General features: G+C 38.5%; 25 protein-coding genes. 23 read left to right on the top strand and 2 right to left on the bottom strand.

Translation table 11 applies throughout. The features are described from left to right. Position 1 precedes the first annotated feature (1 nt). The 7 genes from DWX65_RS09395 (at position 2) to DWX65_RS09365 (ending at position 3,470) form a co-directional block, all read left to right on the top strand. A complete protein-coding gene (locus DWX65_RS09395) occupies positions 2 to 478 on the top strand; it encodes a hypothetical protein (protein ID WP_022243001.1) in 477 nt (158 codons plus the stop codon). Between the two features lie 2 nt (positions 479 to 480). Further along, complete coding sequence (locus DWX65_RS09390) at positions 481 to 693, top strand: hypothetical protein (RefSeq protein WP_022243000.1); 213 nt, start codon at positions 481 to 483, stop codon at positions 691 to 693. 140 nt (positions 694 to 833) lie between these two features. Further along, positions 834 to 1,541 (top strand): PoNi-like cognate immunity protein, encoded by a 708-nt coding sequence (locus DWX65_RS09385; protein ID WP_118173330.1) that lies wholly within the window; start codon positions 834 to 836, stop codon positions 1,539 to 1,541. 31 nt (positions 1,542 to 1,572) lie between these two features. After that, complete coding sequence (locus DWX65_RS09380) at positions 1,573 to 1,908, top strand: hypothetical protein (protein ID WP_117841795.1); 336 nt, start codon at positions 1,573 to 1,575, stop codon at positions 1,906 to 1,908. Between the two features lie 30 nt (positions 1,909 to 1,938). Further along, the gene (locus DWX65_RS09375; protein WP_118173329.1) at positions 1,939 to 2,415 is read left to right on the top strand and encodes a hypothetical protein; all 477 of its coding nucleotides are present in this window, start codon (positions 1,939 to 1,941) and stop codon (positions 2,413 to 2,415) included. A 38-nt stretch (positions 2,416 to 2,453) separates the two neighbouring features. Beyond that, a complete protein-coding gene (locus DWX65_RS09370) occupies positions 2,454 to 3,125 on the top strand; it encodes a PoNi-like cognate immunity protein (RefSeq protein WP_118173328.1) in 672 nt (223 codons plus the stop codon). A gap of 21 nt (positions 3,126 to 3,146) precedes the next feature. Further along, positions 3,147 to 3,470 (top strand): hypothetical protein, encoded by a 324-nt coding sequence (locus DWX65_RS09365; RefSeq protein ID WP_117841798.1) that lies wholly within the window; start codon positions 3,147 to 3,149, stop codon positions 3,468 to 3,470. An 87-nt stretch (positions 3,471 to 3,557) separates the two neighbouring features. Here DWX65_RS09365 and DWX65_RS09360 read toward each other — a convergent pair whose 3' ends face one another. After that, a complete protein-coding gene (locus DWX65_RS09360; RefSeq protein WP_117947692.1) occupies positions 3,558 to 4,775 on the bottom strand; it encodes an HD-GYP domain-containing protein in 1,218 nt (405 codons plus the stop codon). A 192-nt stretch (positions 4,776 to 4,967) separates the two neighbouring features. Here DWX65_RS09360 and DWX65_RS09355 point away from each other — a divergent pair, with 192 nt between their 5' ends. The 7 genes from DWX65_RS09355 to DWX65_RS09325 all read left to right on the top strand — a co-directional run bounded on the left by DWX65_RS09355 (position 4,968) and on the right by DWX65_RS09325 (position 12,618). Next, positions 4,968 to 6,248, top strand: a complete 1,281-nt coding sequence (locus tag DWX65_RS09355) for a cell wall hydrolase (RefSeq protein ID WP_118173327.1) — start codon at positions 4,968 to 4,970, stop codon at positions 6,246 to 6,248. 176 nt (positions 6,249 to 6,424) lie between these two features. After that, positions 6,425 to 7,609: an acetyl-CoA C-acetyltransferase gene (locus DWX65_RS09350; protein ID WP_117841801.1), complete on the top strand. Its 1,185-nt coding sequence runs from the start codon at positions 6,425 to 6,427 to the stop codon at positions 7,607 to 7,609. A 131-nt stretch (positions 7,610 to 7,740) separates the two neighbouring features. Beyond that, complete coding sequence (locus tag DWX65_RS09345) at positions 7,741 to 8,613, top strand: 3-hydroxyacyl-CoA dehydrogenase family protein (RefSeq protein ID WP_022244335.1); 873 nt, start codon at positions 7,741 to 7,743, stop codon at positions 8,611 to 8,613. Between the two features lie 27 nt (positions 8,614 to 8,640). Continuing rightward, a complete protein-coding gene (locus DWX65_RS09340) occupies positions 8,641 to 9,795 on the top strand; it encodes an acyl-CoA dehydrogenase (protein ID WP_022244336.1) in 1,155 nt (384 codons plus the stop codon). An 81-nt stretch (positions 9,796 to 9,876) separates the two neighbouring features. After that, positions 9,877 to 10,659 (top strand): electron transfer flavoprotein subunit beta/FixA family protein, encoded by a 783-nt coding sequence (locus DWX65_RS09335; protein WP_022244337.1) that lies wholly within the window; start codon positions 9,877 to 9,879, stop codon positions 10,657 to 10,659. 27 nt (positions 10,660 to 10,686) lie between these two features. Then, complete coding sequence (locus DWX65_RS09330) at positions 10,687 to 11,730, top strand: electron transfer flavoprotein subunit alpha/FixB family protein (protein WP_117699200.1); 1,044 nt, start codon at positions 10,687 to 10,689, stop codon at positions 11,728 to 11,730. Between the two features lie 291 nt (positions 11,731 to 12,021). Beyond that, positions 12,022 to 12,618: an ECF transporter S component gene (locus tag DWX65_RS09325; RefSeq protein WP_117699203.1), complete on the top strand. Its 597-nt coding sequence runs from the start codon at positions 12,022 to 12,024 to the stop codon at positions 12,616 to 12,618. A gap of 99 nt (positions 12,619 to 12,717) precedes the next feature. On the opposite strand, the gene DWX65_RS09320 is transcribed toward DWX65_RS09325, so the two are convergent. After that, positions 12,718 to 13,443 carry a GntR family transcriptional regulator gene (locus DWX65_RS09320; protein ID WP_118173326.1) on the bottom strand — a complete coding sequence of 242 codons (726 nt, stop codon included), beginning with the start codon at positions 13,441 to 13,443 and terminating at the stop codon, positions 12,718 to 12,720. Positions 13,444 to 13,688: 245 nt separating this feature from the next. Between DWX65_RS09320 and DWX65_RS09315 the strand changes: the two genes are divergently transcribed. From DWX65_RS09315 to DWX65_RS09280, 9 genes are all read left to right on the top strand, one after another. Continuing rightward, complete coding sequence (locus DWX65_RS09315; protein ID WP_117698961.1) at positions 13,689 to 15,245, top strand: amidohydrolase; 1,557 nt, start codon at positions 13,689 to 13,691, stop codon at positions 15,243 to 15,245. Between the two features lie 13 nt (positions 15,246 to 15,258). Then, positions 15,259 to 16,503, top strand: a complete 1,245-nt coding sequence (locus DWX65_RS09310) for an MFS transporter (RefSeq protein WP_158561532.1) — start codon at positions 15,259 to 15,261, stop codon at positions 16,501 to 16,503. A gap of 18 nt (positions 16,504 to 16,521) precedes the next feature. Then, positions 16,522 to 17,505 carry an SIS domain-containing protein gene (locus DWX65_RS09305; protein WP_227700321.1) on the top strand — a complete coding sequence of 328 codons (984 nt, stop codon included), beginning with the start codon at positions 16,522 to 16,524 and terminating at the stop codon, positions 17,503 to 17,505. Positions 17,506 to 17,522: 17 nt separating this feature from the next. Then, positions 17,523 to 18,398 (top strand): PfkB family carbohydrate kinase, encoded by an 876-nt coding sequence (locus DWX65_RS09300; RefSeq protein WP_117698959.1) that lies wholly within the window; start codon positions 17,523 to 17,525, stop codon positions 18,396 to 18,398. Positions 18,399 to 18,462: 64 nt separating this feature from the next. Further along, on the top strand, positions 18,463 to 18,618 hold the full coding sequence (locus DWX65_RS14990) for a hypothetical protein (protein ID WP_158564724.1): 156 nt from the start codon (positions 18,463 to 18,465) through the stop codon (positions 18,616 to 18,618). Further along, positions 18,615 to 19,259: a stage V sporulation protein AA gene (locus DWX65_RS09295; RefSeq protein WP_118087687.1), complete on the top strand. Its 645-nt coding sequence runs from the start codon at positions 18,615 to 18,617 to the stop codon at positions 19,257 to 19,259. Before DWX65_RS14990 ends, DWX65_RS09295 begins: the two co-directional genes overlap by 4 nt. Further along, the gene (locus tag DWX65_RS09290; protein WP_118087686.1) at positions 19,249 to 19,677 is read left to right on the top strand and encodes a stage V sporulation protein AB; all 429 of its coding nucleotides are present in this window, start codon (positions 19,249 to 19,251) and stop codon (positions 19,675 to 19,677) included. Before DWX65_RS09295 ends, DWX65_RS09290 begins: the two co-directional genes overlap by 11 nt. A 138-nt stretch (positions 19,678 to 19,815) precedes the next feature. Continuing rightward, a complete protein-coding gene (locus tag DWX65_RS09285; protein ID WP_117698956.1) occupies positions 19,816 to 20,133 on the top strand; it encodes a DUF3837 domain-containing protein in 318 nt (105 codons plus the stop codon). An 11-nt stretch (positions 20,134 to 20,144) separates the two neighbouring features. Then, entirely contained in the window at positions 20,145 to 22,103 is a 1,959-nt protein-coding gene (locus tag DWX65_RS09280) for a GGDEF domain-containing protein (protein ID WP_117901608.1), read from the top strand. The last annotated feature ends 73 nt before the right edge of the window (positions 22,104 to 22,176 follow it).

Below are 22,176 nucleotides of genomic sequence, written 5' to 3'. Positions count from 1 at the left end.
TATGAAACCAATATATGCAGAAAATATTATAGTAGCAATAAAATCGTGCGGCTGTATAGAGTGGTATATTTTAGACAAAGATTATTGCTTTTTAGATTATCCTAAGTTAGAAGAAGCATATCGTAAGAAAGGCTATAATGATACTTTTGATGATGATTCCAGATTTGGCATAAAAGTAGTAAATGAATTGTCGAAAACACAATTTTTGGATCATATAAAAGAATATAAAATTACAGCCGAAGAATTAAAGAAAATGTTAATGAAGGAATCTGATTATAATGATAAATTAGCATATAATCCATCTATTTTAATAGATTTTGAAAATCGGGTATTTATATCGTATTATGCTGAACCGGAATCTTTTGAAGCGTTTGTTCCAGATGGCTGGATAGGAAAGTATCAGGATTTTACAGAAGAAATACCAGAAAAACAGAGATATTGGATGGATGAAAACGGTAAAAATTTGATAGGAGAATAGGAATGGATAATAATACAGTTACAATTTTAAATGAAGAATTTGAGAATGATAAAACAGGTGAGAAAGTACAGGGAATAACAATTATTGTAGATGGAAAACTTAAAGAAGTGCTTGATTTGCTTATGAAAAATAATCCTGATTACAAAAATTATACAGAAATTGTTCGGGATGCTTTTTTTGATGGCATTAATTCAATGATAAGAGAGCATAAATAATAGGCACAATGGAAGAAGCTGATTTTGATGTCTTTTTTAAAGAATTAGAAAGAAAACTGAAGTTAAGAATTCCGGATAAATTCTTAAAGGCGCATCGTTGGAGATAATATAAGAGAAGCACTACTAAGGAGAAACAGGCATTGCGTGATACAGTGATGAATGAACAATATTTTACGGAATATATTCTGGAAGAGACAGAGCGAATAAGAAAATTTCAAAATAAATTAAAAAGTAATGAGGTAAGAGAAGATAGAATTTATTCCGTAAAAAGAAAGATAGATGCGATACAATTTGAATTACTTATTGCAAGATATTCTGCCGGTGAAGACGTAGAAAAGTTAGAAAATGATTTTATGCAGTTATTAAATGATATGCCATTGTATTGGAAGGGTAATTCTGGCTATATTGATATGCTGTGGATGATGGCACTTGCAATTTTGTTTGACGTAAACAGAGAACAATTTGGTATATTGTCGGATTTGGTAACTCAATATAATCGGAAAGATACTTTATTGGAATTTTTTGTTAATTACAAAATGCATGGAAGCATAGAACAACTGGAAGGAGACTATTCTTTTGGCTTTCCATATGATAAGTTGACGGATATTGTTGCAAATAAAGAAAAAGCAGTTGAAAAAATAAAAGAATATTTGGAAAAATATTGGTATGTGGGACATAAAAATATGGGATGGTACGATATTCATAAAGCAAAAGAAAAATTGTATTACGGTTACTGGAGTTTTGAAGCAGGAGCTATTGCAAAAATATTAAATTTAGATGACAGCAATTTGAAAGATGTACCGTATTATCCATATGATTTGGTTCACTATAAAAGCAATAGTATCTAATCTGGATTAGAGGATATAAAAGGCGTTTTATATGTTGTGGGATAAATTAACGGAAGAGAATTATATAATATATGTAAACAGAGACATTGATTTAAAGATAAAAGTTTTTGAATTGATGGAGAATGATGAAATATATATCAACTATAAGGGATTTAATTTGACAATACCTATGTTGGTATGGGAGTTTGGTGAAGATTTAAAGTTGGCATCAATAGAAGATGTTCGTATGGAAGGCAACGACCGATTTGATAAACATTTTGTTATTAAAAAAGAGGATAAAGAAAAGTTTTTAGATGAAATATATTTCTTTTTGGTTGATAATCATATGGATTCTGTTTTAAATGAAAAGTATCGAGCAAATTGGTGATAAAGCAAAAAAATATTTTATAGGATGAATATGAAAATAAAAGTAAGAAGAGAAGCTGCTAAATGCACAAATTGTGGGAAAATTAATGAATTTTATTATTTATCAGATTTTTCATATGGTGAGAGATTAGTGCTATTTCATAACGGTATGAGTTATGCATATATTAATTTGTTGAAAGATGATGTTTATAATGATTTTATTGATAAAGTGAAATCTATTTTAAATTTGCATCAAAAAGAATTTTCAGAAGAAAAATTGCAAAATATAATTAATCATATATTTGGCATGACTTGTGACAGAATACAGGAAAGTGAGATTGACTTTGCAATGAACCATAAAAAATGCATCTATTGCGCCGCGGATGATTTTGAAGATTTAATGGCTGAGCCGGAAAAAATTATTTGTGTGGAGATGCCCAATGTGACACATCATGCGTGGAAAACTCTGGATGATGCGAAAAAGGTGCAGCGAATAGAAAAAGCATTAATGGAAAATAAAGTTATCTAATGATACAGTAGTGTATACTAAATGGAGAAAATCAGGGAATGAGAGATTGTATTAAAAGTGAAAAATATTTCGACGAATTCATAGCAGAAGATACAGCTAGAATTTTAAAATTAACGAAAAAAGTAAATGGCGGAGAAGTAAGACCAGAAAGATTAGTGCCAGTAAAACAGGGGATTTTTCGTATTAACCTTGGAATTATAATAGCAAGGTATTCTAAGGGAGATAACATAGCTTGTTTAAGAAGTGATTTTATGGAAATATATGAAGAGTGGATAATGTCCTTCTTTTCACCGGTTGCATATAATGAGAATTTAAAGATGCTATCACTTGCAGTCCTATTTGAAATAGAGCAAAAACTGATTACATTAACAAAAAGAAAACTGAAAGAAAAAGAGGTAAAGGACTGGTTGTTGCTTTTTCTGATGGGGGAAAAACAACCTAATTTACCCCTTTTATTTCCAGACAGATTTCAAATAATGAAAGAGTTAGTTAAAGAAAGAGATAAATCAGATTTATTGGAGAAATATTTGAAAGAGGACTGGTATAATAAAGAATACGAGTGTTATGAGGCTCATAAAAGCAGCCAGAATATATATTATGGCTACTGGAGTTTTGAAGCAGGAGCTATTGCAAAAATATTAAATTTAGATGACAGTAATTTAAAGAATGTGCAATATTATCCATACGATTTGGTCCATTACAAAAAATAAAATTCCCGTGGAGAAAATGAAATGTGGAGAATCCAAAAGAAAGAAAAATTTGATATTTGGGAAAACGACTTATGTTCATTGAAAGTTCAATATGAAGAAAGTAAATGTAGAGTTTATGTTAATTATAAAGGGTATAATGTTGTTGTTCCGATGGGAATATGTGGATTTGAAGATGAAATTCAGGAAAGAAAGATAAAGTATGAGGTTGAGGGAGAAAAGGGAATTTTAAACTCTTTAAGTTATGTAGTCGAGAAAGATAATTTGAGACTGTTTTGCGATATGATATTCTTTTTTTTGACTGAACATAGCTTAGACAGAATGTTATATGAAGAATTTAAATATTAAATAATAGCTGTCCCATTTAAAAGAAACCCACATATGTTCAAGGTTTTCTTGGATTGAACATATGTGGGCTATTCTGTATTGATAATCCTACACCAGCTTCTTTCTTGCAGTCTTTTTCTTTGGTGCCGGCTGGGCAGCGGCCGCTGCGGCAGCCTGATTCTGGCGCTTGCGGAACCGGTCGGCTACATCTTTGATATATTTGTCTGAGGTAAAATGCTTTAAAGTATTTTCATCAATGGCAATCCGGTTATCCATGGTCTTCATGATATCCTGAATCTGGATAATGTCATAGATGTGCGGGTCACGCAAATCAAAGATTTCATTATTAGTAAACTGTAAGATAAGAGGTTTGGAATAATCCTCCGGGTTATCTTCAAGAATCATCGCTTTTTCCCCATTGGATAAATCTACACAGGCACCTCTCGGAAGAATGTGGATGCAAAGAGAAAGGGCACGGACAATCTTTGTGTCATATTTTTCCGGAAACTCCTGCAAATATTTCATGGCAACGATTTCGGAAATCGGCTCATTGGTTAGGCTCATGGCGGTCATCCGGTCAAAGGCATCTGCAACCTGTAAAAGCTTTGTGCCGCTGCTGCGGAAAATCTTGGATGGGTCAGCAGCCTCTTCCGGAGCGGAGAGCGTAATAAACTGGGTAATGATTCTTAAAGCATCCGGTGATAACTTTATACTGTGAGTCTGCGGATTCAGATAATCTAAGCTCTTGATACGGCAGGCAAGGATTTTCTTTTCGTCTTCTTCTGTTAAAGGATCCGTTTTTTCAGCAAGCTCGGTCGGAACTAAAAGCCAGCCAAAATCATAGAGCAGAGCAGCCGTTACACAGGTCTGCTGAAAATCATCCGGCATATTTAACTGGTGAGTCAGCATGGCGACCAGAATAGCAACGCTGATGGAATGCTTGTATACATAATCCGCAGAGCTTCTTAAATTCTGCGCAAAGTTCAGCTTGTGGTCAAGACGGCCATACTGGGACAGAATCGAAGAGACCAGCGTTGGAAGCTTGTCCGGCTGTCTGCCTTTACGAATCATATCCATGCAGTCGCGAAGCTGGAACATGGAAATGGTCTGGAACTGTTCGAAAGCAATATCCTCGTCGGATAATGGCGGAACCGGTTCGGCAGGCTCCAGAATATAAATACCAATCAGCTCGAAATTCCGGATACTTTCGATACCCTGCCGGGTCAGTCTGGTGTCGCGGTCATAAAGCATGACGCCCAATTTATTATAGATAGGTTTAGCAAGACGCATGCCGGGTTTTAAGTCATCTGTCCGTATAAATAGCATAGCGGTTACCTCCTTACAAAATATGTTTTTCTCCGTTAAAATTCCTAGTTCAAATATAGCACAAGCAGAGAGGAAAAACAATCTTGGGATTGAAAAAGAAGTGTAGTTTTTCGTTGCATTTTCATAAGAAAGCCGTCTATAATAAAGGAAGAAAACAAGAGGCGTGATAAATCCATAAAAGAGGATAAAGATATGAAGAAAAACAGTAAACAACGTATGTTTTCCGCATTGCTGATACTGTTTCTGCTGATACAGATGACGGTGCAGGCAGACACCGGCACCAGGGAAAGAGTGGATCTGGCATCTAAGGACACCGGAAGCAGCGTGGAAGAACTGGAACGTCAGAGAGAGGAACAGCAGTCGCAGCTTGATTCCTTGAAAGAATATCAGATAAATCTTTCCGATGAACTGACGGAATTAAATAATGGATTGCAGGAAATCAGCAACGAACTGGCGGATACCCAGGATGAAATTGCGGCGAAAAATGTGGAGATTGAAGCAGCAGAAAGCCGGATTGCAGAGCTGACAACACGTTCTGAGAGCCAGTACGAAGCCATGAAGAAAAGAGTACAATATATGTACGAAAATGGTAATCAGTCTTACCTGGAGCTGCTGCTTGGATCAAGCTCCTTTTCGGATTTTTTAAACCGGATGGAATATGCCAAATCTATTTATGATTATGACAGGCAGGAGCTTTCTGATTATCAGGATACACTGGCTGAATTAAAACAGCAGGAGGAAGATTTAGAGACGGCAAAAGAAGAACTGCTTGCGGCAGAACAGACGAAGCAGGAGCAGAAGAGCAAGGCAGACAGTCTGGTGGCAGCCCAGCAGGAAAAATTAAGTGCAGCAAAGTCGGATGTTGCAGATGCAGAGACGGAAATAGCAGACACAGATGCGGAAATCGCAAGACAGAAAGCCTATGAGGAAGAATTAGAGGCACAGAAGGCGAAAGAAGATGCTGCCCGTCAGGAGGAGATTAGGCGTCAGGAAGAGGAACTTATTAACAGTCAGCAGCCAGATGCTTCAGATAATAATGTAAATCCGGATGGGACATCCACCGGGGATAATACCACAGGAAGCGATACTTCCGGTGGCGGAACTTCGGACAACGGCACTTCCGGTGGCGGGACAGTGAATGCCAGTGATGTTGCCATGCTGGCAGCACTGATCCAGTGCGAAGCAGGCGGCGAAAGCTATGAAGGGAAGCTTGCCGTTGGAAGCGTGGTCATGAACCGTGTGGACAGCAGTTATTTCCCGGATACCGTGGTAGGTGTCATCTATCAGAGCGGGCAGTTCTCACCGGTAGCCAGCGGTCGTTTCGCAGTAGTGCTTTCATCCGGGGCAGATGCGTCCTGTGTGCAGGCTGCCACAGAAGTATTAGCAGGCACAAGAACCTTAAACTGCTTATATTTCCGCAGAAACAACGGACTGATTAATGGAACTGTAATCGGAAACCATGTATTTTATTAAGGAAAGCTGAAAATCCGGCTCAATAAAGCAAGTTTCACTTGCAAAAATCCCCTTTCTATGATAACATCAGATTGTCGGGAAAGAGCCGGAAAGGCTTTCTTTTATTTTTTTTACAAAAGATTGTTAAAAAAATAACAATAGTAAAAGGCAAATTTAATTCAGAAGGAGACGAGAAAATGGCACAGAAAGTAGTTTTAGCAGGCGCATGTCGTACCGCAATCGGTAAAATGGGAGGAGCTTTAAGCAATACTCCAGCCGCAGATTTAGGCGCAATCGTAATCAAAGAAGCATTAAACAGAGCTGGTGTTAAACCAGAACAGGTTGATGAAGTAATGATGGGATGTGTAATCCAGGCAGCACAGGGACAGAACGTTGCACGTCAGGCTTCTATCAAAGCAGGTTTACCAATCGAGGTTCCTGCATTTACATTAAACGTAGTTTGTGGTTCTGGTTTGAAATGTGTAAACGAAGCTGCAAACATGATTATGGCTGGTCAGGCAGACATCGTTGTTGCAGGTGGTATGGAGAACATGTCTATGGCACCTTACGCTATGACAAAAGCTCGTTTTGGATATCGTATGAACAATGCAACAATTATCGATACCATGGTAAATGATGCATTAACAGACGCATTTAATCATTATCATATGATGATTACAGCAGAGAACGTATGTGACAAATACGGAATTACCCGTGAAGAGTTAGACGAGTTCTCAGCAAACAGCCAGCAGAAATGTGAAAAGGCAATTGCTGAAGGCAGATTCAAAGACGAAATCGTTCCTGTACCTGTTAAGGTTAAGAAAGAAACTGTTATGTTTGATACAGATGAGGGACCACGTCCAGGCACAACTGCTGAGTCATTAAGCAAATTAAGATGCTGCTCTGGTAAAGAGGGTGGACTTGTTACAGCAGGTAATGCTTCCGGTATCAACGATGGTGCAGCAGCAATCGTTGTTATGAGCGAAGAAAAAGCAAAAGAGCTTGGTGTTAAACCAATGGCTACATGGGTTGCAGGAGCACTTGGCGGAGTTGAGCCGGAAATCATGGGTGTTGGACCTGTTGCTTCTACAAAGAAAGTTCTTGCAAGAACCGGAATGTCTATCGATGATTTCGACTTAATCGAGGCAAACGAAGCATTCGCTGCTCAGTCAATCGCAGTTGCAAGAGATCTTGGATTTGATATGTCTAAGGTAAACGTAAACGGTGGTGCAATCGCACTTGGACATCCTGTTGGAGCATCTGGATGCCGTATCTTAGTTACATTGCTTCATGAGATGCAGAAGAGAGACGCTAAGAAAGGTCTTGCTACTCTGTGTATCGGTGGTGGAATGGGCTGCTCAACAATCGTTGAGAGAGACTAATTCACTCTTTCTGAATAAGTAAATATACCCGGGAAGTGCAAAACGCTTCTCGGGTCTTGCGTTGCAAGTTATAACCCAGAAGGCTTTCGTTTTCGGGTAAATATAATACATAATTTTTAAGGAGGACTAACATGAAAGTTGGCGTTATTGGTGCAGGTACCATGGGACAGGGCATTGCAAAAGCATTTGCTCAGGTAGAAGGATATGAAGTAGCTCTTTGCGACATCAAGCAGGAATGGGCTGATGGCGGAAAAGAGAAAATCGCAAAAGGATATGCAAGACTGGTAGAAAAAGGAAAAATGACACAGGAAACTGTTGACGGAATCCTTGCTAAAATCACACCAGGTTTAAAAGAGAATCTTTGCGCAGACTGCGATTTAATCGTAGAAGCAGCATTCGAAGATATGGGCGTTAAGAAGACAACATTCCAGGAGCTTGATAAGATTGCTAAACCAGAATGTATCTTTGCTTCTAATACATCCAGTCTTTCTATTACAGAAATCGGAAATGGTCTTACCCGTCCAATGGTAGGTATGCATTTCTTCAACCCGGCAGACAGAATGAAATTAATCGAAGTTATCGCTGGTGTAAATACTCCTGCTGAAACAGTAGAAGCTATTAAGAAAATCTCTGTAGAAATCGGAAAAACTCCGGTACAGGTAAATGAAGCTGCAGGTTTCGTAGTAAACCGTATCTTAATCCCAATGATTAACGAAGCTGCATTTATCAAAATGGAAGGTGTATCTGATATCGCAGGTATCGACGCAGCTATGAAGCTTGGTGCAAATCATCCAATGGGACCTCTTGAGTTAGGTGACTTCATTGGTCTTGACATCTGCCTTGCAATCATGGATGTACTTTACAACGAGACAGGCGACAGCAAATATCGTGCATGTCCATTAATCCGTAAAATGGTTCGTGGTGGTAACCTCGGCGCTAAGAGCGGAAAAGGATTCTATGTATACAACGCTGACCGTACAAAGACCCCGGTTGACGCTCAGTAAAATAAAATTTATGGAGGATTTCAGAACATGGATTTCAGTTTAGATAAGAAACATGAAATGGCGAGAACTCTGTTCAGAGATTTCGCAGAAAACGAAGTAAAACCTCTGGCTCAGGAAGTTGATGAGACAGAAGTATTCCCACAGGGAACAGTTGATAAAATGGCAAAATTTGGTTTCATGGGAATTCCGGTACCAAAGGAGTACGGCGGACAGGGATGTGACCCATTAACCTATGTTATGTGTGTAGAAGAGTTATCTAAAGTTTGTGGTACAACAGGTGTTATCGTATCTGCACATACTTCTCTTTGCATCGACCCAATTATGACTTACGGTACAGAAGAGCAGAAACAGAAATATGTAAAACCACTTGCAACAGGTGAGAAGCTTGGTGCATTCGCATTAACAGAGCCTGGTGCTGGTACAGATGCCCAGGGAGCACAGACCAAGGCTGTATTAGATGGTGATGAGTGGGTATTAAACGGATCTAAATGCTTTATTACAAACGGTAAAGTTGCAGACGTTTATATCGTAATTGCAATCACAAGTGTTACCGAAGATAAGAGAGGAAGAAAGAAGAAGAACTTCTCTGCATTCATCGTGGACAAGGGAGCTCCTGGATTCTCCTTCGGAACAAAAGAAAAGAAAATGGGTATCCGTGGATCATCTACATACGAGTTAATCTTCGAAGACTGCAGAATTCCAAAGGAAAATCTGTTAGGACCGGAAGGAAAAGGATTCCCAATCGCTATGCATACTCTGGATGGCGGACGTATCGGTATCGCAGCTCAGGCACTTGGTATTGCAGAAGGTGCATTAGACAGAGCAGTTGCATACACCAAAGAAAGAAAACAGTTTGGTCGTTCTATCGCTCAGCAGCAGAATACCCAGTTCAAGCTTGCTGATATGGCAACCAGAATTGAAGCAGCTCAGATGCTGGTTTACAAAGCTGCTATGGCTAAAGCAACACAGAAGGTATATTCTGTAGAAGCAGCAAAAGCAAAATTATTCGCAGCAGAAACCGCAATGGCAGTTACTACAGAAGTAGTTCAGTTATTCGGTGGATACGGATACATCAGAGAATACGATGTAGAGCGTATGATGCGTGATGCTAAGATTACAGAGATCTACGAAGGAACAAGCGAAGTTCAGAGAATGGTTATTTCTGGCGCATTATTAAAATAGTTTCTGACAGATCGGCGCAAAAGGATTTTAAACGAAAAATCATGGCGCACACAAATTAAAAATATAAGGAGTGAATATACCGTGAAAATAGTTGTATGTGTAAAACAGGTACCAGATACAAAAGGCGGAGTAAAATTTAATCCGGATGGTACTTTGGATAGAGCTGCAATGCTCACTATCATGAACCCAGATGACAAAGCAGGTCTGGAAGCAGCATTAAGATTAAAAGATCAGTACGGTGCAGAAGTTACTGTACTTACCATGGGACTTCCAAAGGCTGATGAAGTTCTTCGTGAAGCAATGGCAATGGGCGCTGACAAGGGAATCCTTGTAACAGACCGTGTATTAGGTGGTGCAGATACCTGGGCTACTTCTACTACAATCGCTGGTGCATTAAGAAATCTTGACTATGATTTAATTATCACAGGCCGTCAGGCTATCGATGGAGATACCGCACAGGTTGGTCCTCAGATCGCAGAGCATCTTGGACTTCCGGTTATTTCCTATGCACAGGATATCAAAGTAGAAGGTGACAGCGTAATCGTTGAGCGTCAGTTTGAAGATGGATATCATGTATTAAAAGCAAAAATGCCTTGCTTAGTTACAGCATTATCTGAATTAAACGAGCCGCGTTACATGACTCCAGGCGGAATCTTCGATGCATTTGACAAAGAAGTAACTGTATGGGGCAGAGCTGACCTTAAAGACGTAGATGATTCTAACCTTGGTCTGAAAGGTTCACCGACCAAAATCGCAAAAGCATCTGACAAAGTTCGTAAAGGTGCAGGCGAGAAGGTTGCTCTCGATACTGACGAAGCAGTATCTTACTTAATTGGCAAATTCAAAGAGAAACATATCATCTAATAAAAATAAGGAAAAGTGGTGAATAAAATGGGTTTAGAAGAGTATAAAGGAGTATTTGTCTTTGCACAGCAGGTAGACAACACATTAAATGGTGTTGCTTTTGAGTTACTTGGAAAGGGCAAAGAACTTGCAAAAGATTTAAATACAGAAGTAACTGCAGTATTAATTGGTTCTGATGTGAAAGGTCTTGCAGATCAGCTTGCTGAGTACGGCGCTGATAAAGTTATCGTAGTAGATGATCCGGAACTGAAGAACTACAGAACAGAGCCATATGCACATGCATTAGCATCTGTAATCAACGAATTCAAACCAGAAGTTATGTTAGTTGGTGCAACAGCAATCGGTCGTGACCTTGGTCCTACTGTATCTGCAAGAGTTGCAACAGGTCTGACAGCTGACTGTACTGTTCTTGAGATTGGTGATTTCCCAATCAATCCGGTTGGAAACCAGGAGCAGAAACACAATCAGTTACTGATGACCCGTCCTGCATTCGGTGGAAATACCATCGCAACAATTGCTTGTCCGGATAACCGTCCTCAGATGGCTACTGTACGTCCAGGCGTTATGCAGAAAATTGCTCCAATCAAAGGTGCAAAAGCAGAAGTTATCGAGTTCAATCCAGGATTTACACCAAACAACAGATATGTTGAAATCATGGATATCGTAAAAGAAGTTAAGAATACAGCAAACATCATGGACGCTAAGATCTTAGTATCCGGTGGTCGTGGAGTTGGTTCTAAAGAAAACTTCAAACTGTTAGAGGACTTAGCAGAAGTTCTTGGTGGAACAGTAAGCTGCTCCCGTGCAGTTGTAGAGAATGGATGGCTTCCAGTTGACTTACAGGTAGGTCAGACAGGAAAGACAGTTCGTCCTCAGATTTACTTTGCAATCGGTATTTCCGGAGCAATCCAGCACGTAGCTGGTATGGAAGATTCTGATCTCATCATCGCAATCAATAAAGACGAAGATGCTCCAATCTTCGACGTTGCAGATTACGGTTTAGTAGGAGACTTAAACAAGATCGTTCCAGCTCTTACAAAAGCTTTAAAAGAGGAAATGGCTGCAAAATAATCCGTTTACGGATGTAATATTTCATCTTGGATGAGTCTCATTTGAGATGTGTGATAAAAGGGTGTCATGCAAATCGGAAGATTTGTGTGATGCCCTTTTTATGCGCTTAGCGGGAAAATTGCAAAGTATGTTGCCTGTAGTTAAACCGCAGGTATTTTTTTGGGTACATACATTGTATACAGTGGAAAAAAGTGGTATTCTAAACAAGGTTTGCAGGAAACTGTTTTGGCAGTGTGGCAGACAAATAATATTGTGGCATCGGCAGACAGATGCAGAAAAGAGGAAGAGACTATGAATAGAAGTAGCAGAACAGTGAAACTCGTTGAGATGGCTCTGTTGGTTGCAATCATTCTGATTCTGGCTTTTACCCCACTTGGTTATATTAAGACACTTGGTCTGGAAATTACATTGATTGTAGTTCCAGTTACAATTGGTGCCATTATTTTAGGACCATTGGGTGGAGCAGTATTAGGAGCAGTATTTGGAATCACAAGCTTTATCCAGTGCTTTGGAATGAGTCCTTTTGGAGCAGTACTTCTTGGCATCAATCCATTCGGAACCTTCGTGGTATGTGTAGTATCAAGAATTCTGATGGGCTGGTTGACCGGACTTATCTATAAGGGATTATCCAAATTTCCGAAAATGAAGAACTGGAAGATTTTAATTGCCAACCTGGCAGGACCAATCTTAAATACCTTTTTCTTCATGTCAACACTGGTAATCTTTTTCTTCAGCTCCGATTACATACAGTCACTGGCAGGCGGATTAAATCCATTCCGTTTTGTCATTGCCTTTGTAGGTGTCAACGGACTGGTTGAAGCAGCAGCCTGCTTCGTGGTAGGAAGTGCAATTACCAAGGCATTGCAGGTTGCAATGAAAAATAAATAAAAGAATATCTGCTTCAGATAAAAAGAGGAATGCTCTGTTTTCGTAATTAGAAAACAGAGCATTTTGTATGCTGGAAATTTGCTGAATATAAGAATGAAGTTATGAATTGTCATAACAAAAACGGTATTTACTGCCACAGATATATTCATATCCAACATGGATGAGCTCATTGTGAATATCATACATTTCTGTATGAAAAAGAAACAATGGGTCACCGGGTGAAATATGAAGAAGATTGGCTTGTTCCGTTGAGGCTTTTACTGCATCAATATAAGAATTCTGTGAACAACCAATGTAGATATCATATTTTTCACGAAATAGCTGATACAGAGAGCTATCTAAAGGTTCTGTCAGCAAAAATGAAAATTTGTGACATGGATAATAATTGTTCTCAATCATAATAGGTGTTGCATCTGCATATCGAATACGTTGGATATAAACAATAGAATCGCCCTCAAAGAGTTCAGCATTATCAAGATGATACTGTTCATATGGTATGACTTCACGTTTGGTTACAATAGTAGATGCCTCCATTTGATTGGCTTTGCATGCATCGGAAAAACTGAGAGTATGTTCCAGTTTACGAAAAATTTTCCGCTCTTTTACAAAGGTTCCTTTTCCCTGTTTCTTAATTAAGACCCCTTCATTACATAATTCAGTAATTGCACGCCTTATGGTAATACGGCTCACATGATATAGTTCAGACAATTCACTTTCTGTCGGGATTTGCTGACCGGAAATATAAATTCCTTTTTTTATTTGTTCGAGTAAATCATTTTTTAACTGTTCAAACAGTGGTATATCACTGGTTGTGTTCAATTTCATAATAATATCACCTCACAAACATTATAATAACATATAATGTTTTGCATAACAATATGAATTTAAAAAACATCATATTGAAAAGATTATGTGAAAAATTGTATAAAAAGTAATAAAAAGTAAAGGGAAAGTATAAAAAATAGATAATAAAATGTTGAGAATGCTGAAAGTGATTTGAGAAAAAGAAACAATATTGCAATATAACGTTATATGATGATATAATCAATTTAACAAAAGGAGGTGGAAAAATGCAAAAAGAAGCAGACAAGATATTTCAATCAACCTGTATTTTTGATTCTGTTTCAGAAGAGGCATATCCAGGATATGTGGCAATAAAAGGAAAACAGATTCTTGAAGTCGGATGTGGAGATATCCCAAATGAACTGGTGGGTGAATCTACTGAAGTTGTGGACTATGGAGAGGGAACCATTTGCCCGGGATTTGGTGATACCCATACATTTTTCACAGGATATGTAGTGGATTATCTTGGTGTGGATTTATCAGAAGCAGTTAATCTGAAACAAATAGTTGAACGGTTATCAGAAAATCTGGAAATGAATCCGGAGACGGTCGTTTTATTTGGAAATCATTTACAACCGGAGCTGGCAGAAAAAATAAATAAGGGAGGTGAATTGGAACAGGTTAAAAGACCGGTTATTTTATTTACTGCCGGACATGGGTATTGTGCTATGAACAAAGTTGCAGAAGAAGTGTTTGGGTTTACACCAGATACATGCGGAAGTTCAGAGGCAATTTATAAAATTATGAAAATTTATCTGAATGATAGAGATTTTATTATTCCACAGTTTAAGGCATATATGTCTATGTTAAACAGCCATGGGATAACATCTGTAAAAGAAATGGGATTTGATAATTTTTATGGATTTACAGATATATTGGCTGAATTGGAACAGAAAGCAGAATTGAGCCTTCGGATTTCCTTTATGTCACAACCAGTAGGAAAGAAAATGGATTTAGCATATGGAAAAGAAATGAAGAAGAAATATCATTCTGATTTTTTAAGGTTTTCCGGTTATAATCAGATGACAGATGGATTGATTGTCTCAGAAGAGGCAGATCTGATGGAGCCATATGAGGGAAAAGATTATTGTTGCCAAAAGAATATTGATTATGCATTATTAGAAGAAGATGTACTTACAGCAGACCGTGAAGGATTCAGATTTACATTGCATTCTGAAGGGGATGGTTCCTTCCATAAAATTCTTCAGATTTATGATAAATGTGAAAAGGAAAATGGAAGATTAAAGAATCGACATGGAATTACTGATTTGGAATTGACGGGTGCAGTGGACGAAGAAAAAATGGCACAGCTTGGAGTCTTTGGTGAGATTTATACACAGGTTTATAAGTTGGATTCCTGTGAAAATTGGAAACAAGACTATGATGAAAAACTTGGTAGCAGGCGGAGCCGTTATATGAATTATCGTTCAATGGCAGATCATGGTGTGATTTTAAGTGGTGCAACGGATCTTCCGATGTTAATACCGGATATACCTGAGGCAATTTATTATGGATGCGGAACCTATGCCGCAGATGGAAAAGAACCGGTTCAGCCGGAAAATGGTCTGACAATACCGGAAATGTTAAAAACCTGGACAATTGGAAGCCAGTATGCCATGGAACAGGAACATATATTAGGAACGCTGGAAAGCGGTAAGCAGGCTGATATAGTAGTTTTTGACAGGAATCTTTTCAAAACAGATATTGAAGAAATTCGAAAGGCACATGTTTTAAGAACCATATGTGCTGGACAGGATGTTTATAAAGAAATGGAGAATAGGTAAAGGAGGTTTTGCGATGAGTGACAAAACAAAAGCACATTTGAGTGCAAAAACGTTATGGGTACTTTTTATTCTGGGACTTGTAAATGCAGTTATGTATTGTTTCCCTTATATCAGATATGTGTTTTATGATCAGCAGATTGCAGCTATGGGAATTACAAATACCCAGTCAGGAATTTTAATGACAATTTATGCGGCAGCAAATACGATTACATTGATTCCCGGTGGAATATTAGCTGATAAGTGGTCTGTGAAAAAATGTCTAGTAGGCTCTATTCTGGGTTCTGTAGTTATCGGAATTATTTATGCACTTACCATGAATTTTGCAGTAGCCTGCGTATTATGGGCTGGACTTGGTGTGTCTACAATTTTTGTATTCTGGGCAGCAATAACCAAAGCAGTAGGTCAGGTTGGCACAGCAGAAGAGCAGGGAATGTGTTATGGAATTTATTATGCTGCATCAGGTATTATTTCTGCAATTTTAAATGCAGTATGTTTACAGGTAAGCCGTTTATCAGATGACCCATCTACTTCCTTTAGTATTGCAGTATGGGCAATGGTAGCATTTACAGCAGTTGCTTTAATTCTGACAATGATATTTTTTAAAGAAAAAAGTATTACACAGACAAAATCTTCTGATGAAGAATTTAAAATTAAATATGTCGGTGAAGCGTTAAAGAATCCGATGACCTGGCTCTTTTCACTGATGGTATTATGTGCATATGGTCTGTATACAAGTGTATCCTATTTTTCACCATATCTGACGGATGTACTTGGTATACCGTTGGTACATTCATCTTTTATCAGTATTGTGAGAAGTAATCTTATGAACCTTTTATGTCCGATTGGTGGAATTATCGTAGATAAGATTTTTAAATCTTCTACAAAATGGTATATTACTGCATTTGGAATTACAATTGTGATTTATGGTGGAGTATTGATAATGCCATCCAACATCAGTCCGGTACTGGCAACAATTGTTTCTTTGTTACCAAGTGCAATTGGTATGATGCTTTACGGAGTAATCTGGTCGGGATTACAGGAATGTAAATTTAAACCGATATATGCAGGAACTGTAATTGGAATTGCATCTATTATCGGATATTTGCCAGATTCTTTTTACTATATAATTTTTGGAAAGTGGATGGATAAATTTGGAAATAATGCTTATCCAATGATTTTTGGCTTCCTGATGGGAACTGCTGTACTTGGTATGGCTATAACAATTTTAATGAGAAAACTGATTAAGAAAAATAACTAAGAAAGAAGGTATTTAAAAATGCATGCATCAGAATTTAACGTAGAAAAATTTGTTGATATAATTGAAAAGGAAAATGGAACAATCAGTGAAGTATATTTTGTGGCCTGTGGAGGCTCTCTGGTTGACCTTTATTCTTCATGTTACTTTATTAACCGAGAATCATCCACCATGACAGCAGAGTGGATTACCAGTAAAGAATTTGTTTTAACCCCTCCAAAGAAACTTGGAAAACACTCTGTTGTCATTATCTGTTCACATGGTGGAAATACAAAAGAAACGGTAGAAGCAGCAGAACTTGGTGTGAAGGAAGGTGCATTTGTAATTACATATACACATACACCGGGCAGTGCCTGCGACAGTGAAAAATTCCATGCAATTGTCTATGATTGGGAGCCGGAAACATTACAGAAGGATAGACCATTAGGATTAAATTACAGTATTATAAATGAGTTGATTCACAGACAGGAGCCGGAGTATAAACTTTATGAAGGAATGAAGGATGGAATCACTAAATGCGATGCAATTATCCGTAATGCAACAAAGAAGTTTCAGAATAAGGCATGGAATTTTGCAGAACATTATTATAATGCACCATTTTTATATATTATGGCATCCGGTTCTGCATATGCACAGGCATACGGATTTGCAATCTGTTCTCTTCAGGAGATGCAGTGGATGGACTGCTGTTATCTTGATTCCGCAGAATATTTCCATGGACCATTTGAGGTAACAGATAAAGACCATATTTATATCCTCTTAAAATCGGTAGGAAAAACAAGAATGATTGATGAAAGAGCAGAAGTATTTTTAAATAAATATGCGGAAAAATATGAGATTATTGATGCAGCAGATTGTGGAATGGATGCAATAGATGATTCCTGCGTAGATTATTTTAATGCTCCATTATTCTATGAAATGAGCGTGTTATACCGTACTGCAATTCAGAATAAGAGCGGACACCCATTGGATATGCGCCGGTATATGGGAGTTGTAGAGTACTAGACGAAAGGAGAAACAGTATGAAATATGACGTAAGTGTGGTAGGCTTTGGGGATAACGTGGTAGATATTTATACTCACGAGAATGTACAGTATCCAGGTGGAAATTGTGTAAATCTTGCTGTGTATGCCAAAATGTTTGGTGCAAAAAGGTGTGCCTATATGGGCTATTTTGGTACTGATAAAAATGCAGATCATGTTATTTCTGCGTTGAGGGAAGAACAGATTGAACTGGTAAAGTGTAAGAAAATTGAGGGAGAAAATGGTTATTCCAGATGTACCTTAGAAGATGGTGACCGTGTATTCTTAGATTATAATGAAGGTGGAGTCCGGAGCAGACATATTTATGATCTGGATGAATTTGACTTGGAATATCTTGCAGAATTTGATCTGGTACACAGTGGAAATTACTGTTATATGGAGTCACAGCTTCCAAAGATTAAAGCAGCCGAACTTCCATTATCTTTTGATTTCTCGGATGATTCTGAACCGGAATATTATGAAAAAATAGCACCATTAGTAACATATGCATTTTGCTCCTTTGATGGAACGGATGATGAAGTAAAAAAACACCTTAAGAAAGTAGCCTCTTATGGACCGAAAATTGTGTGTGCATCCAGAGGCGCAAAAGGTTGTATGCTTTATGCAAATAATGAGTTTTTTGAGCAACCGGCATATCCGATTGAAAAAGCAATAGATACTATGGGTGCAGGAGACTCACTTATTACAACTTTTATGGTAGGTTATCTTGACCGTAAGAAAAAAGGTATAGATGATAATGTTTCAATCAAAGAGAGTATAAAAGAGGCTGCAAAGTTTGCAGCAAAAGTATGCCAAATGGAGGGTGCTTTTGGACATGGAAAGGAAGTTCAGATAGATGCTTTAAAAACAAAATAAAAGAATAAAAAACGAATCGTAACACATACTATTCCGGAAAATGCAGTAAGCAAGGAGGAATGGCATGAAATATAAAACGTATCGTATCTGCCTCCTTTCACTGGTGATTCTTGCAGTGATAGGAGGCATTCTTTATTATTCGAATGAGAATGGTGATAAAAGTGCAAAAGGAGAAGGAACATTTGTAACCAGATTTATAGAAAGGATGCCATTTTCATGAGCAGTCAGCAGACAAGTCTTTATATTAAAATCGAAAAGAATTCCGTGGTCAGAAACCGCAATGTCAGATTGTCGGATGTTGCAAAGATGACCGGAACAGATACCGCAATGATACGCCAGCTAAAGCAGATGAAGATTTATTCCTTTCCACAGAAGGCGAAAAAGACAGAATATGTTCAGGTGATGACTTCATTAAAAATAATTGAAATGATACAGGCACAGTATCCGAATGTAAATATTACCAATGAAGGAGAAGCGGATTTCGTCATAGAATATGAGCCCAAACTACAGCCGGGCAAAGCATCAGAGGTTATCAAAACCAGCATTTTATGTATCCTGATTTTCTTCGGGGCAGCATTTACGATTATGGCATTTAATAATGATATTTCAGTGACAGAGCTTTTCCAGAAACTCTATTATCAGGTGATGGGGAAGGAGTCATCGGGGATTACAGAACTGGAAATCTGCTACAGTATTGGTCTGCCGATTGGTGTTATCATTTTCTTTAATCACTTTGGCAACAGTAAAATAACCAATGACCCGACACCGATTCAGGTGGAAATGCGTAAGTATGAGAAAGATGTAGATGATACTTATATTGCCAACTGTGGACGTGGAGGTAAGACCATTGATGTGGATTAGACATATTTTCTTAGGCCTGGTTGGACTGACTGCCGGTGCAGCAGTGGCAGGTGGAACCTTTGCATTCCTGATCATGCTTAATATCATCCCGCGGATGATTGGTAAATCCAAGACGGCAGGAAGGATTTATCTATATGAAAATATGATCGTGCTGGGTGGAATCGGAGGCAATCTTTTGTCGGTCTTTCTTACAATGAGAATTCCATTGGGACATATTTTCTTAGGAGTATACGGTATCTGTGCCGGTTTCTTTGTGGGCTGTGTAGCAGTTGCACTGGCTGAAATATTAAAGACTTTTCCGGTTATATTCCGGCGGCTTAAAGTAAAGACCGGATTGCAGGTGATTCTTTTATTTATGGCATTTGGAAAAATGGCTGGGGCACTTTTCTATTTCATAAGACAGCTGTCGGATTCCTGAATCACAGGGCAGGCAATTCCTTAAACGATAGGGGAATCTACAGGAGAAGTCTGTAGGACAATATGCGGCTAGGGTTGATGTTTTTCGTGGAATGTTATAAAATGAAAATATAAAAATCCGTAAGGAAGAAGTGAAAAAATGATACAGTCAATTGCACGTCAGAGTGTTGTAATCAAATGTAATCTGCAGGCATCTATCATGATGGGAAACTATGAATTCTATTATGCGGCAGGTCTTGCATACAAACTGACCGGAAATATGGCAACAGAGATTTTACAACCACAGCAGTTAATTGAAGAGGTCAACCGGATGCTGGCAGACTATTTGACAGATGATGTGCGGGAGCAGCATCTGATTCGGATGTTAAAAGATTACGAACCGGATGATAAACTAGATGAACAAATGCGTGAATTATTTCAGGAGGGACAGACAGAACAGCGTTTGTGGCAGGAATAGGAAGCGATGTTATGGGGAAGAAATTTACAATTGGGGTATTGATTGGAAATGTGCATACAGCACATCCGAAGGACCTGATGAGGGGGATTCGGGCAGCAGCAAGCGGGATGGATGTTAATATGATTTATTTTCTGGGAACGCAGAGTGTGCGTTTCAACCAGAAATTTGCACTGGAGGATTTTGATTATCAGTATAATACCGTCTATGATTATGCAAAATTAGCAAAAGTAGATGTATTGATTATTGCATATGGCTCTCTTTGCATTTTTCAGGAAAATGAAGATAAACAGGCATTTTTGGATAAATTTGCGGGAATACCATATGTACTGTTAGAAGATGCGACGGATGATCCACGGGGTATCTATGTCATGGTGGATAACTATGGTGGTATGCAAAAATGTGTGGAGCATCTTATTATAGAACATCATTTAAAGCATCTGGTTTATCTTGGGGGACCGGAAGACAATCAGGATGCCATAGAGCGGAAAGCAGCATTTTTAAATGTTATGGCAGAACATCATCTGCCCGTGACGCCGGAAATGATGGCGGTGGGAGATTATTCGGAATTCGTGGATAATCTTGTAGAACAGCTGCTAAGGGACAATCCGGATGCCGAAGCAATTATATCAGCTAATGATGAAATGACAGTGGCGTGTTATCGTGTATGCAAAGCCCATGGACTCCGGATAGGAAAAGACATTTTGATTACCGGTTTTGATGATGTGGAGAGGGCGCGTTATAGTAATCCACCATTGACGACTGTCTCCCAGGATGCTTATAAAATGGGGCAGATAGCGGTAGAAAAGGCAGTAGATATCTGTGCAGGCAGACCGGTGGAATCTGTCCGGTTGGATGCAGAACTTATAATCCGGGAATCCTGTGGCTGCAAAGTAACACGAAGAGCGAAAGAAAAGGCAGATGAGAAAACAGAGCTGCTTCATATTATTGATGAATTAAGGCTTTTTCAGCATAAATCGTGGCTTGGCCCATTTCTGATCCGGGACCTGATGCAGGAAGCAGAGAATGAGAAATCTTTCTACCGGAAAAGTGGAGAAGTATTTTATCATCTGGGTATACGCAGTTCCCTGCTTTATCTGTTGGAGCAGCCGGTTACCTACGAAAAGGGACAGAAATGGAAGATGCCCCAAAGGATGTATTTAACTATGCGCCAATACAGGGAAAATATTCAGGTATTTGAGAAAAAGGAACGTCCATATATAGATGGAAGCTTTGGTGTACCGGATTGTTGCAGCTCCGGTGAAGATCATTTTTCTTATATCAGCTTTCTATTAATTGATGGAAAGCGGCAGTACGGACTATTGATGCTTGAGATTGAACCGGAAGAGATTTCTTTTTATTATATACTGGCATTGCAGCTTGGAACATCTCTCCGTTTTCTGGAAGCAAATATTAAACAGAAAAAATATCATGACCGGCTGCGGGAAAAGAATGAAGTATTAAATTTTATTGCAATTTATGATGAACTGACCGGAATCTATAACCGCAGGGGACTGATGGAGAGTCTGGTCCGGTTTAATCAGGACAATTTAGGGAAAAAAGCCTGTCTTATGATAGCTGACCTTGACCATTTAAAGGAAATCAATGATAATTTTGGCCATGCGGAAGGAGACTGCGCGATTCGGACAGCAGCAGGAATTGTAAAAGAAGTCTTTGGACAGTATGGAGATGTGGGAAGATTCGGAGGGGACGAATTTGCAGGCATTGTAAGATATAGTGAGATGGAAGAGAAGGAACAGCTCATTTACAATATTCACCAGAAATGTGAACAGTACAATGAACATTCCATGAAACCGTATTATGTTGGAATTTCAGTTGGAGTAGTAGAATTTGTCTGTGAAAAGAAGATTGATTTTATTGAGATGTTTAAGCATGCTGATGAATATCTGTATGAGGAAAAAAAGAAACGGCGCAAGACAGTCTGCCGTAATGTAAATTTCGAGAATTCGTAATAAGCCGGTGTTGAAAAACAAACGAAAATATGCTAGAATAAAGCAAATCATATGGTAACGTTTCCATGCAAAT

The organism is Roseburia sp. AF20-18LB, assembly GCF_003461185.1.
Lineage (GTDB): Bacteria > Bacillota > Clostridia > Lachnospirales > Lachnospiraceae > Roseburia_C > Roseburia_C amylophila.
This window is presented reverse-complemented; position numbering and strand designations above follow the sequence as displayed.